At 53.2% G+C, this 12,415-nt stretch carries 11 protein-coding genes; all 11 read left to right on the top strand.

Annotation, left to right across the window (positions count from 1 at the left end):
* Positions 1 to 248: 248 nt before the first annotated feature.
* The 11 genes from arnB to ACT3RT_RS01400 all read left to right on the top strand — a co-directional run bounded on the left by arnB (position 249) and on the right by ACT3RT_RS01400 (position 12,391).
* Positions 249 to 1,391, top strand: a complete 1,143-nt coding sequence (gene arnB / locus ACT3RT_RS01450; RefSeq protein WP_396130415.1) for a UDP-4-amino-4-deoxy-L-arabinose aminotransferase — start codon at positions 249 to 251, stop codon at positions 1,389 to 1,391.
* Entirely contained in the window at positions 1,391 to 2,371 is a 981-nt protein-coding gene (gene arnC, locus ACT3RT_RS01445) for an undecaprenyl-phosphate 4-deoxy-4-formamido-L-arabinose transferase (RefSeq protein ID WP_496202397.1), read from the top strand. Before arnB ends, arnC begins: the two co-directional genes overlap by 1 nt.
* Entirely contained in the window at positions 2,371 to 4,353 is a 1,983-nt protein-coding gene (gene arnA / locus ACT3RT_RS01440) for a bifunctional UDP-4-amino-4-deoxy-L-arabinose formyltransferase/UDP-glucuronic acid oxidase ArnA (protein ID WP_353502444.1), read from the top strand. The genes arnC and arnA overlap by 1 nt, the downstream gene beginning before the upstream one ends.
* Positions 4,354 to 4,365: 12 nt before the next feature.
* Positions 4,366 to 5,265, top strand: a complete 900-nt coding sequence (gene arnD, locus ACT3RT_RS01435) for a 4-deoxy-4-formamido-L-arabinose-phosphoundecaprenol deformylase (protein ID WP_496202396.1) — start codon at positions 4,366 to 4,368, stop codon at positions 5,263 to 5,265.
* Positions 5,265 to 6,935, top strand: a complete 1,671-nt coding sequence (gene arnT, locus ACT3RT_RS01430; RefSeq protein WP_496202395.1) for a lipid IV(A) 4-amino-4-deoxy-L-arabinosyltransferase — start codon at positions 5,265 to 5,267, stop codon at positions 6,933 to 6,935. The genes arnD and arnT overlap by 1 nt, the downstream gene beginning before the upstream one ends.
* Entirely contained in the window at positions 6,932 to 7,264 is a 333-nt protein-coding gene (gene arnE / locus ACT3RT_RS01425; RefSeq protein ID WP_034791173.1) for a 4-amino-4-deoxy-L-arabinose-phosphoundecaprenol flippase subunit ArnE, read from the top strand. Before arnT ends, arnE begins: the two co-directional genes overlap by 4 nt.
* Positions 7,261 to 7,668: a 4-amino-4-deoxy-L-arabinose-phosphoundecaprenol flippase subunit ArnF gene (arnF, locus tag ACT3RT_RS01420; protein WP_485901085.1), complete on the top strand. Its 408-nt coding sequence runs from the start codon at positions 7,261 to 7,263 to the stop codon at positions 7,666 to 7,668. The genes arnE and arnF overlap by 4 nt, the downstream gene beginning before the upstream one ends.
* A 167-nt stretch (positions 7,669 to 7,835) precedes the next feature.
* A complete protein-coding gene (locus ACT3RT_RS01415; protein WP_485901083.1) occupies positions 7,836 to 8,315 on the top strand; it encodes an NlpC/P60 family protein in 480 nt (159 codons plus the stop codon).
* Between the two features lie 382 nt (positions 8,316 to 8,697).
* Positions 8,698 to 9,711: a lipoate--protein ligase gene (locus ACT3RT_RS01410; protein WP_353503986.1), complete on the top strand. Its 1,014-nt coding sequence runs from the start codon at positions 8,698 to 8,700 to the stop codon at positions 9,709 to 9,711.
* A 345-nt stretch (positions 9,712 to 10,056) separates the two neighbouring features.
* Positions 10,057 to 10,785 carry an EAL domain-containing protein gene (locus tag ACT3RT_RS01405; protein WP_353502438.1) on the top strand — a complete coding sequence of 243 codons (729 nt, stop codon included), beginning with the start codon at positions 10,057 to 10,059 and terminating at the stop codon, positions 10,783 to 10,785.
* A 151-nt stretch (positions 10,786 to 10,936) separates the two neighbouring features.
* The gene (locus tag ACT3RT_RS01400; RefSeq protein ID WP_496202394.1) at positions 10,937 to 12,391 is read left to right on the top strand and encodes a protein adenylyltransferase SelO; all 1,455 of its coding nucleotides are present in this window, start codon (positions 10,937 to 10,939) and stop codon (positions 12,389 to 12,391) included.
* The last annotated feature ends 24 nt before the right edge of the window (positions 12,392 to 12,415 follow it).

The following is a 12,415-nucleotide window of genomic DNA, read 5'->3' as shown; positions in this document are numbered from 1 at the left end:
TTTAATTTTCAGAATTCTTAATAATTCCCGCTATGTGACTGAAATAATTACTCTATTCATTATCGAATATATCGGTTGATTCACATTTTTCCTATTTTCTTTACAGATAACTTGACGCGCCTTAAGGTTAAATTAAGCTTGTACTGGCAATGTTTCCGATTATTTCGGCTCGGCGTTTAATTATTGTTAAATCAAACCGCTTTAGAGTCTGAACTGAGTTATTACCTCTTTGGGATTGGGATAGTGTCATGGAAAATTTTTTGCCTTTCTCTCGCCCGTCAATGGGTGAGGAAGAAATTGAGGCTGTGAGTCAGGTTCTGCGCTCTGGTTGGATCACCACCGGGCCACAGGCGAACCAGCTCGAACAGGATTTTGCGGCGACCTTCGGATGTAAACATGCTATCGCCGTCGCATCGGCAACGGGGGGGATGCACGTCACCCTGATGGCCTTGGGCATTGGCCCTGGCGATGAAGTCATCACCCCTTCTCAAACTTGGGTTTCGACCCTGAACATGATTGTTCTGCTTGGTGCAGAGCCGGTTATGATTGACGTTGACCCTGATACGTTAATGATCAACGCAGACGACGTCGCGGCGGCAATTACCCCACGCACCAAAGCGATTATTCCTGTGCATTACGCGGGCGCCCCGTTGGATCTCGACCCTATTTACGCTCTGGCTAAACAGCACGGCATCGCCATTGTAGAAGATGCAGCGCACGCGGCAGGCACGCGTTATCGCGATCGCTGGGTGGGCTCGCAGGGCACGGCCATTTTCTCTTTCCACGCCATTAAAAACATGACCTGCGCCGAGGGTGGTTTAGTGGCCACTGACGACGACGAGCTGGCAGCCAAAGTGCGCGCGCTTAAGTTCCATGGTCTGGTGGTCGATGCCTTTGATCGTGAGGTGCAGGGGCGTAAGCCGCAGGCCGAAGTGATTGAGCCGGGCTTCAAATACAATCTTTCTGACATTCAGGCCGCGATTGCCGTGGTGCAACTGCGCCGTCTGCCTGAGATCAATGCCCGACGCACCGAGCTGGCGAATCTCTATTTAGAGAAGCTGCAGGGTTCACCGTTCATCCCGATGAAATCCCCTGACTACCCGCACCTGCACGCCTGGCACCTGTTTATGATCCGCGTCGACACCGATCGTTTGGGCTTTAGCCGCGACCAGTTGATGGAGCGTTTAAAAGCCAAGGGTATCGGCACCGGACTACATTTCCGTGCGGCCCACACGCAAAAGTATTATCGCGAGCGTTATCCAGAACTTAGCCTGCCGAATACTGAATGGAACAGCGAGCGCCTGTGCAGCTTACCTCTGTTCCCCGATATGCAGGACAGCGATGTTGATCGCGTTGTTGCAGCCCTTTTTTCACTTCTGGAGAAGCAGTAGTGGCGCAATTTGAACCCATTCGTAAAGTTTCGATCGTTATTCCGGTCTATAACGAAGAAGAGAGTCTTCCAGCACTGCTGTCGCGTACCCAAGCAGCGTGCCGCCAACTGACTCAAAAATATGAAATTATTTTAATCGATGATGGCAGCAGCGACCGTTCAGCTGAAATGCTGACCGAAGCGGCTGAAGTCCCTGAAAACTGCGTCGTTGCGGTGCTGCTTAACCGTAACTACGGCCAGCACTCAGCGATCATGGCCGGTTTTAGCCATGTATCGGGCGATTTGGTTATCACTCTGGACGCTGACTTACAGAACCCGCCGGAAGAGATCCCGCGTCTGGTGGCCAAAGCCGAAGAAGGTTATGACGTGGTGGGCACCGTGCGTGCTAACCGCCGTGACTCCTGGTTCCGCAAGTCCGCCTCAAAGCTCATCAACATGATGATCCAGCGTGCCACCGGCAAAGCTATGGGTGACTACGGCTGCATGCTGCGCGCTTACCGCCGTCACATCATCGAAGCCATGTTGCACTGCCACGAACGCAGCACCTTTATTCCTATTTTGGCCAATACCTTTGCGCGCAAAACGGTGGAAATTCCGGTGCAGCACTCGGAACGCGAATTTGGCGATTCTAAGTACAGCCTGATGAAACTCATCAACCTGATGTACGACCTGATCACCTGTTTGACCACCACACCGTTGCGTATGCTCAGCGTAGTGGGCAGCGCCATCGCGCTGTTTGGATTCGTGCTGGCGGTCTTCCTGATCCTCATGCGTTTGATTCATGGTCCAGTTTGGGCTGCTGAGGGCGTCTTCACGCTCTTTGCCGTCTTATTTATGTTTATTGGTGCACAGTTCGTGGGTATGGGATTACTCGGTGAATACATCGGGCGTATCTACAATGATGTTCGTGCGCGTCCCCGTTATTTTGTTCAAAAAGTCGTTGGAATACGTTCTGACGAAAACAGCCAGGAAGAAGAGTAATGAAAGCGATTGTATTTGCCTACCATGATATTGGTTGCGTTGGGCTTCAGGCCTTAGTTGACGCGGGTTATGACGTACAAGCAGTATTTACTCATACTGATTCGCCAGACGAAAATAACTTTTTCTCTTCCGTAGCCCGCGTGGGCGCGGGTTTGAACTTGCCGGTTTATGCACCGGAAGATGTGAATCACCCTCTGTGGGTTGATCGTATCCGTGAATTGCAGCCCGACGTGATTTTCTCCTTCTACTACCGCAACATGCTCAGCGAAGAAGTGCTGTCGCTGGCACCGCTGGGCGGTTTCAACCTGCACGGCTCTCTGCTGCCTCGCTACCGTGGCCGCGCGCCGGTTAACTGGGCGCTGCTGAAAGGCGAAAGCGAGACAGGCGTGACCTTGCATAAGATGGTTAAACGCCCTGACGCGGGTGACATCGTGGGCCAGCTTGCTGTGCCAATCAGCAGCGACGATATCGCGCTGACGCTGCACGCCAAAGTGCGTGACGCGGCAAAAGTGCTGTTGACCGACGTCCTGCCAAAAATCAAGCAGGGCAACGTGACGCTGACCCCGCAAGATGAGTCTCAAGCGAGCTACTTCGGCCGCCGTACCGCCGCTGACGGTGAGATCCACTGGCACAAATCTGCGACTGAAATCAATAACCTGATCCGCGCCGTGACCGAACCTTACCCTGGTGCTTTCACCTACCTCGGTCAGCGTAAAATGACTATCTGGCGTTCACGTCCGCTGGCCACCGCCCACGACAAACAGCCGGGCACCGTGCTGTCCAGCGATCCGCTGGTAGTGGCTTGTGGCGAAGGCGCGCTGGAAATTCTGGCGGGCCAGAGTGAATCCGGTCTCTACGTTCAAGGTTCTCGCCTGGCGCTGGAACTGGGCATCATGCCTGACGTTAAACTCAGCTCGCTGCCAACGGCGGTGATGAAACGCCGTACTCGCGTGCTGATCTTAGGGGTTAACGGCTTCATCGGTAACCACCTGAGCGAGCGCCTGCTGCGCGAAGATAACTATGAAATTTTCGGTCTGGACATCAGCTCTGATGCCGTGAGCCGCTTCATGGATAACCCGCACTTCCACTTCGTTGAAGGCGATATCAGCATTCACTCCGAGTGGATCGAGTATCACATCAAGAAGTGTGACGTGATCCTGCCGCTGGTGGCGATCGCAACGCCAATCGAATACACCCGTAACCCACTGCGCGTGTTCGAACTGGACTTCGAAGAGAACCTGAAAATCGTTCGTGACTGCGTGAAATACAAAAAACGCATCATCTTCCCATCCACTTCGGAAGTGTATGGCATGTGTGACGATAAAGAGTTCGACGAAGATACTTCTCGCCTGATTGTTGGCCCAATCAACAAACAGCGCTGGATCTACTCGGTGTCTAAGCAGCTGCTGGACCGCGTGATCTGGGCTTACGGCGTGAAAGAGGGGCTGCGCTTCACCCTGTTCCGTCCATTTAACTGGATGGGTCCGCGTCTGGACAACCTGGATGCAGCCCGTATCGGCAGCTCACGCGCCATTACTCAGCTGATCCTCAACCTGGTTGAAGGTTCTCCAATCAAGCTGGTTGACGGTGGCGAACAGAAACGTACCTTTACCGACATCACTGACGGTATCGAGGCACTGTTCCGCATCGTCGAGAACAAAGAAGATCGCTGTGATGGCCAAATCATCAACATCGGTAACCCAACCAACGAAGCCAGTATTCGCGAGTTGGCCGAGATGCTGCTGCGTAGTTTTGAAGCTCACCCACTGCGTGACCAGTTCCCGCCGTTTGCCGGTTTCAAATCCGTGGAAAGCAGTACTTACTACGGCAAAGGTTATCAGGACGTTGAGCACCGCACGCCGAGCATCAAGAATGCCAAGCGTTTGCTGGGCTGGACCCCTGAAATCGCGATGGATAAAACCGTCGAAAAAACACTCGATTTCTTCCTGCGTTCGGTTAATCCAGACAACAATCAGGCATAACGGTAAGGCTGCATGAAAAAAGTCGGATTACGAATTGATGTCGATACCTGGAGCGGCACCCGAAAGGGTGTCCCTCAGTTACTGCGAGTTCTTGCGAAGCACAATGTTACTGCCAGCTTTTTCTTCAGCGTAGGTCCGGACAATATGGGGCGTCATTTATGGCGCCTTTTGCGTCCGCGCTTTCTGTGGAAAATGCTGCGCTCCAATGCCGCTTCCCTTTACGGACTGGATATTTTGCTGGCGGGCACGGCGTGGCCGGGTAAGCAAATCTATCGCGATTTCGCGCCATTGATGAAACAGACCGCCGCGCAGGGCCACGAAGTGGGGCTGCACGCGTGGGATCACCAAGGGTGGCAGGCGAAAGTCGGCAAATGGTCAAAGCCACAGCTAGAGAAGCAAATTCGCCTCGGCCTTGATGCTTTGCAGCGCAGCATCGGACGCCCGGTTGATTGCTCTGCGGTGGCGGGCTGGCGCGCTGACCAACGGGTTATCGATGTGAAACAGACCTTTGGTTTTCGCTACAACAGCGACTGTCGGGGTAAGTTTCCCTTCCTGCCCTTATTGGAAAACGGCCAAACGGGGACGGTGCAAATACCTGTCACTTTACCGACGTATGACGAAGTGATCGGCAGTGAGGTGACTACCGCGACCTTTAACGATTTTATTCTCGACGCCATTAAGCAAGACGATGGCGTGCCGGTGTACACCATCCACGCCGAAGTGGAAGGGATGTCGCTAGCAGACATGTTTGACGATTTACTGACGCGCGCTGCGCAAGAAGGCATTCAGTTCTGCGCCATGGGCGAGTTACTGCCCGCTGACCTGAGCACCTTGCCGGTAGGCCGCGTCGTTCGTTCAACCTTCCCAGGACGGGAAGGGTGGTTAGGTTGCCAGAAAGAAGGTCTTTCCTGATGTCCAAAGCGTACAAAGGTGTGTGGAGCACCGTATTGTTAGTGTTCTTCGCGCTGGTCTATTTAGTGCCTCTGAATACTCGTTTACTGTGGCAGCCTGATGAAACGCGCTATGCCGAAATCAGCCGCGAGATGTTGCAGCGCGGCGATTGGGTGGTGCCTCATCTGTTGGGATTACGCTATTTCGAAAAGCCGGTGGCGGGCTATTGGTTCAACAATATTAGCCAGATGATCTTCGGCGAAACTAATTTTGCCGTACGTTTCGGCTCGGTCTTTTGTACGCTGCTCAGCACCTTGCTGATTGGCTGGCTGGCGATGCTGATGTGGCGTAACCGCCAGAAGGCATGCATTGCTGCCCTGATTTATCTCTCTTTCACACTGGTGTTCAGCATCGGAACCTACAGCGTTCTCGACCCGATGATCACCTTGTGGATGACCGCCGCGATGGTTGCCAGCTACTTCTGTATGCAGGCCGTCACCACTAAGCAAAAAGTCGGCAGCTGGATCGCCCTCGGTTTGGCCTGCGGTATGGGCTTTATGACCAAAGGTTTTCTGGCGCTGGCGCTGCCGGTTATTGCCGTACTGCCGATCATTGTTCGTGAACAACGCTTCAAAACCCTGTTTGGCTGGGGGCCGCTGGCGGTACTGAGTGCGCTAGTGCTAAGCCTGCCATGGGTGCTGGCGATTGCTCTGCGCGAGCCTGACTACTGGAACTACTTCTTCTGGGTGGAACATATTCAGCGCTTCGCCGAGCAGAATGCCCAGCATAAAGCGCCGTTCTGGTACTACATTCCGGTGCTGTTCTTAGGGGCTTTACCTTGGATGGGGCTGCTGCCGGGAGCATTAATCAGCGGCTGGACCAAGCGCGTGATGCGCCCGGAGCTGTTCTTCCTGCTAAGCTGGGCCTTGATGCCACTGATCTTCTTCAGCGTGGCGAAAGGCAAATTGCCGACATACATCCTGCCGTGCTTTGCGCCGCTGGCGCTGCTGATGGCCGATCACCTTGAGCAGATCCGCCTCTCCGGCAGGCTGCGTGCGCTAAAAGCCAACGGCATTATTAACATCATTTTTGGTGTTATCACCGTGTTGGCCGTGGTGGCGATTTCCGGCCTGACGCCTCTGCACATCAAACCGGTGTATACGCCAGAAGAGCACTCGCGCGTTGCCATCGGCATTCTGTGCTTTGTGCCTTGGGCTTTGGCCGGGGCGCTGAGCCTGACCTCGCTGCGTGACCGCTGGTACTGGGCCGCCGTTTGCCCGGTGGTGCTGGCGCTGCTAGTGGGACAGGCGATCCCGCAAAAAGTGGTGGATTCCAAGCAGCCGCAGGCCTTTATGGATACCAATCTTGCCTTACTTCAGCATAGCCGTTATGTTCTGGCGGATAACGTTGGCGTGGCGACAGGCCTGGCCTGGACCCTCAAGCGCAGCGACATTCTGATGTATGACGAGAAGGGCGAAGTGGAATACGGCCTGGGCTATCCCGACGCGGAAGGGCATTACATCAGTGCTGCAAACTTCCCGGCGTGGCTGCAAGCGGCTCGCCAGCAGGGGGATGTCTCAGTGGTGATCAAACTCGACAGCAAAATCAGCACGACGTCTGAGTTGCCGCAGGCCGATCAGCAAGTGCAGATGAACCGTCTGGCCTTACTGTTCTATCGTAAGTTGCCATGACCGCTTACTTCTTCGTCTTAGTAGTCAGTATCCTGACCTGTGCCGGGCAGCTTTGTCAGAAGCAAGCGGCGCAGGTCGGCGGCGACTCCTTCAAACCTGCCATACGCTGGTTCATCTTGGCCATTGCCTTACTCGGCTTGGCCATGCTGTTCTGGCTGCGCGTGCTGCAACAAATTCCTCTCAGCATTGCTTACCCGATGCTGAGCCTGAATTTCGTGCTGATCACCCTGTGCGCGCGCTGGATTTTCAAAGAGCATGTGGACCGCCGCCACTGGTTGGGCGTGGCGTTCATCATGCTGGGAATAGCCTTAATGAGTATTAACGCATGACGAGTGCAGATACCAAGCGTGGATACAGCTGGGGCGTCGGCAGCCTGCTGCTGGTGACCCTCGCCCAACTCTTATTGAAGTGGGGAATGGTGCAAATCCCGTTGTTCTCACTGTCAGAGCTGCGACTTTCTTTTATTTTCAATAACCTGACGGCACTGGCGGCGGTGACAATTGGCATCATGTGTTATGCCTTTTCCATGCTCTGCTGGTTCTTCGCGCTGCGAATTTTACCGTTGCACCGCGCCTATACCTTGCTCAGCCTAAGCTATGCGTTGGTCTATTTGGCTGCGGTAACGCTGCCCTGGTTCAATGAAAACGTCCATTTATTGAAAACCTGCGGCGGGATACTGGTGATGTTTGGCGTCTGGTTAATCCACAGCAAGCCGAGCGAGCAGCCACACTGAAAGCGATAAATTCCAATGAATTTGCGATTTTCGATTGGATGACGGATAAAATAGCGTTAGATTCTTTTTATCCTCTAATAACCTGCTCTTAGAGCAAGGCGACATCTGACAGGGACCGTTCTGCCTGTTGATATCGTTTGACCGTCATCCCGAAAGGAAGGACTGCCATGCGTTGGACCACCGGAACCTTGTATTCTCTGCTGGTATTAGCTGCTCTGGTACTCAATGGTTGTAGTAGCCACGCGCCGCCGCCGAGCGGCAAGTTATCCGACTCCATTGCCGTGGTGGCGCAGCTCAACGATCAGCTCAGCCAGTGGCGGGGCGCGCCTTATCGCTATGGTGGCCTGCAACCTAGCGGCGTCGACTGTTCTGGATTTGTCTTCCGCACCTTCCGCGATCGCTTCGGCATGGTGTTACCTCGCACCACCAGCGCGCAAACTGAAATTGGCACTAAAGTCTCCCGAGACGAACTGATGCCGGGAGATTTGGTGTTCTTCAAAACAGGCAGTGGTGAAAACGGCCTGCACGTCGGCATCTACGACACCGGCGACCAGTTTATTCACGCATCAACCAGTCAAGGCGTGACACGATCGTCTTTGAATAATGTTTATTGGCGAAAGGTGTATTGGCAGGCTCGTCGCATCTAAAATTCCGCTTCATCCTTCAAGCTGCTCCTGCGTTGGCTGCCCTCGCGAAGCCAAGTCACTTACTTGTGTAAGCTCCTTGGCTTCGTTCAGTTGCCGCCTTGACGCAACTTGAATGATTTTGCGGAATTCTTTGGGGGCCACTCCCGGGCTTCTCTCGGTTGCCGCCTTAATACAACGCGAATGGTTTAGCGGAATTCTGAGAACGGCTCCAGATGGCTTCGCTCGGTTGCCGCCTTGACTCAACTCGAATGATTTTGCGGAATGTTGTGGAAGATTTCGCGGTATCTTTTGACGTTTATTGTCTATTCCCTCGCAGGCTCTGCGTATTTGATCGGCTTTTTTGCTGATATCATCAGGTGAAATTCTTTCAGGATGAAACGTGATGAAACCTATCAGATTGCTGCTTTCCGACTCTTATGATCCCTGGTTTAACCTTGCCGTTGAGGACTGTATTTTCCGGCAGATGACCAGCCAGCGGATTCTCTTTCTGTGGCGTAATGCCGAGACGGTGGTCATCGGGCAGGCCCAAAACCCGTGGAAGGAGTGCAATACTCGCCGGATGGAGCAGGATGGGATTCGCCTGGCGCGTCGCAGCAGCGGCGGCGGGGCGGTGTTTCATGACTTAGGCAATACCTGTTTCACCTTTATGGCCGGCAAGCCGGAATATGACAAAAGTGTCTCCACCGCCATTATCCTCAATGCGTTGAACGCGCTGGGCGTCAATGCCAGTGCCTCAGGCCGCAATGATCTGGTGGCGCAAACGGCGGACGGCGAGCGCAAGATCTCCGGCTCAGCCTATAAAGAGACGCAGGATCGCGGTTTCCACCACGGTACGCTGCTGCTCAGCGCCGATCTCAGCCGTCTGGCCGACTACCTCAATCCTGACCCAAAAAAGTTGCAAGCCAAGGGCATCACTTCGGTGCGCTCGCGGGTGGCTAATCTCAATGAGTTAATTCCTGAGGTAAATCATCAGCAGGTGTGTGACGCCATTATTGACTCATTCTTTGATTGGTACGGCGTGGAAGTGGAGCCGGAAATCATCTCTCCTGATGTTTTCCCGGATCTACCCGGCTTCGAGGCACAGTTCGCCAAACAGAGCAGTTGGGAATGGAATTTCGGCAAAGCGCCGGCCTTTAGCCATCTGCTCAATGAGCGTTTTGTTTGGGGCGGCGTGGATATCCACTTTGATGTATTAAAAGGCCATATCAGCCGTGCACAGGTGTTTACCGACAGCCTACACCCCGCGCCATTGAACGAATTGGCGGTTGAACTGGTTGATACGCCGTATCGTCCCACCGAGGTAGAAAACGTCTGCCGACGCATCATTCAGCGCTATCCGGCCCTTCAGGCAGAATTAAGTGAATTGCAGCGGTGGCTGGTCAGCTGCATTCAGTAAAAAACAATCATTCTAATAAGCCTTCTTTTTGCTGAGCAACTCACTAAAAGAGGGTTCATTTCCTAAGTTGCGCTTAATGTTCGCTAACGATAAGATTGAAGTGTAACGCCCTGTTTCATCCCCCTAACATTTATAAACAGACTGTTATATGGGGGTATAATTCTAAAATCAGTTTCATGATGTAAAGCGGGAACTTAGCAGCAGACTTAACACCAGACAGGCACTTTTTTGGTATCGATAATAAGAGTGATTACCGGCTGATAGAGTCAGAACATCATTCTGGTTTGATTGGTATACAACAAAGTTATTAATCAATGTGTAGTGCCGTTGATGTTTTGGAAAAAAATGAAAATACAATTCGATACGGCCTTTAGCAGCAACTATTTGTGCCAGCCGATATATTCAAACAAGGGCAAACTATTAGCCGTTGAATTAATTTGTCGTTTTGCGAGCACAGACAGCAAGCTTATTATGCCGACTGAACTGGTTTTGAACTTATTAAACACACAGCAACTCTCTCGTTTTTTGTCCGAACAAGTGGCCTTTGCAAAAGAACATGCGTCCTGGTTTGAGAAAAATCAGGTGATCCTCAATATTTCTGTAGAAGAAAAGTTAGCCAATATTATTATTGATAATGATGAATTACGTGATGAATTTAAGCAGTTGAGCTTTATTCATCTCAGTATCAATGAGTCTTTTCCACAACTCTCTGCTGGCAAAAAGAATGCCCAATTAGTGGCATTGAAAAATAATTTCACCCTTTGGCTCGATGGAATGGGATCGGGTAATGCCAATATGGCACCGATTTTCGACCATATTTTCACCTGGGTAAAACTGGATAGGGCGTTGTTCTGGGAGTTATACCAAGGCGAAAATTTCACCATTATTTTGCCCTCATTGTTAAGAAATCTTAATAGATTCTGCCGCAATGTGGTGATCGACGGCTTAGACAGTAGCGAGTATTTTGAGGCGTTAAATAAAACTGAGGTTCAGGGCATGAAGGGCATGCTTTGGCCGGGTGTTGAAGCCGCCGCGCTGGACACCTTGCTCGAGAGCCCCCCTCAATTTCATTAATAGACAACGCCATCATCAAAGATAAGATGCGTCCAAACCCAGTAAATTAGGCTTTACTGGGTTTTTCTTTGCCTGCCGGAGCCTAATCTCCCTGTTTTTACTCCGTGTTAATCACCCGCAGGCAGTTCTACACTGAAAGAAAGGGGGATTTATGCCACAGTTTGAACAACACTATGCGGACCAGCTGGCGGGTTTTTATACCGAGCTGCAACCGACGCCGCTGCAAGGCGCAAAACTGCTCTATCACAGTGAACCTCTGGCCCAAGAATTGGGGCTGGATGAAAGCCTGTTTAATGCTGAGCACCGCCCATTCTGGACGGGCGAGGCCTTCTTCCCCGGCATGAAGCCGCTGGCGCAGGTCTACAGCGGCCATCAGTTTGGCGTGTGGGCCGGGCAGCTTGGCGACGGGCGCGGCATTCTGCTCGGCGAGCAGGTGCTGGCTGACGGCCGCCGCTTTGACTGGCATTTAAAAGGTGCCGGTTTGACGCCGTATTCCCGCATGGGCGACGGCCGCGCGGTGCTGCGCTCGGTGGTTCGCGAGTTTTTAGCGTCCGAGGCGCTGCATCATCTCTCCATTCCGACAACGCGCGCGCTGACTATCGTGACCAGCGATGAGCCGGTATTTCGCGAACAGGCAGAGCGCGGGGCGATGCTAATGCGCGTGGCGGAAAGCCATATCCGCTTCGGCCATTTCGAGCATTTCTATTATCGCAAGCAGCCCGAACAGGTGAAACAGCTGGCGGATTATGTTATTGCCCACCACTGGCCGCACCTGCTGGAGAGCGAAAGCGACCCGTCGACGCGTTACGCGCTGTGGCTGCAAGAGGTGGTGGAGCGCACGGCAAAACTGATTGCCCAGTGGCAGAGCGTCGGCTTTTCCCACGGCGTGATGAACACGGATAACATGTCGATCCTCGGCCTGACCATCGACTTCGGCCCCTATGGCTTCCTCGACGACTATCAGCCGAATTTCATCTGTAATCACTCCGACCATCAGGGGCGCTACAGCTTTGATAACCAACCGGCGGTGGCTTATTGGAACTTACACCGTCTGGCCCAGACGCTGTCGGGATTGATGAGCGCCGAGCAGTTGCAAGGGGCGGTAAATGCCTATGAGCCTGCACTGATGAAGGCGTACGGTCAGCTGATGCGCGGCAAACTTGGGTTCTTCACTGAAAATAAACAGGACAATGATTTGCTGACCGGGCTGCTGAGCATGATGGCGAAAGAGGGGCGGGACTACACCCGCACCTTCCGCCTGCTGAGTGAGGTGGAGCAGCAACAGTCGCTGTCGCCGCTGCGCGATGAGTTTATCGACCGTCAAGGCTTCGACAGTTGGTATCAGCAATATCGCCAACGCCTACAGCTGGAAGAGCACAGCGACGCCGAGCGTCAGCAGGCGATGAAGCAATCTAACCCGCGGGTGATTTTGCGTAACTATCTGGCGCAGCAGGCGATTGAGCGCGCCGAGCACGACGACATCAGCGTGCTGTCTCAACTGCATCAGGCGCTGCGAGATCCTTACAGCGATGCGCCGCAGTATGACGCCATGGCCGCGCTGCCGCCGGACTGGGGCAAGCATCTGGAGGTTTCCTGCTCTAGTTAACATCTGCGGGCAAGTCGCCATAAA

The sequence above is a fragment of the Ewingella sp. AOP9-I1-14 genome (assembly GCF_052375995.1).
In the GTDB taxonomy this organism is placed as follows: Bacteria; Pseudomonadota; Gammaproteobacteria; order Enterobacterales; family Enterobacteriaceae; genus Ewingella; species Ewingella allii.
Note: the sequence above shows the minus strand (reverse complement) of the source record. Positions and strands in the feature narration are given on the sequence as shown.

Coding starts and splice junctions, on each gene's coding strand:
- arnB (WP_396130415.1), top strand. CDS start 249: ATGGAAAATTTTTTGCCTTTCTCTCGCCCGTCAATGGGTGAGGAAGAA.
- arnA (WP_353502444.1), top strand. CDS start 2,371: ATGAAAGCGATTGTATTTGCCTACCATGATATTGGTTGCGTTGGGCTT.
- arnD (WP_496202396.1), top strand. CDS start 4,366: ATGAAAAAAGTCGGATTACGAATTGATGTCGATACCTGGAGCGGCACC.
- arnT (WP_496202395.1), top strand. CDS start 5,265: ATGTCCAAAGCGTACAAAGGTGTGTGGAGCACCGTATTGTTAGTGTTC.
- arnE (WP_034791173.1), top strand. CDS start 6,932: ATGACCGCTTACTTCTTCGTCTTAGTAGTCAGTATCCTGACCTGTGCC.
- arnF (WP_485901085.1), top strand. CDS start 7,261: ATGACGAGTGCAGATACCAAGCGTGGATACAGCTGGGGCGTCGGCAGC.
- ACT3RT_RS01415 (WP_485901083.1), top strand. CDS start 7,836: ATGCGTTGGACCACCGGAACCTTGTATTCTCTGCTGGTATTAGCTGCT.
- ACT3RT_RS01410 (WP_353503986.1), top strand. CDS start 8,698: ATGAAACCTATCAGATTGCTGCTTTCCGACTCTTATGATCCCTGGTTT.
- ACT3RT_RS01405 (WP_353502438.1), top strand. CDS start 10,057: ATGAAAATACAATTCGATACGGCCTTTAGCAGCAACTATTTGTGCCAG.
- ACT3RT_RS01400 (WP_496202394.1), top strand. CDS start 10,937: ATGCCACAGTTTGAACAACACTATGCGGACCAGCTGGCGGGTTTTTAT.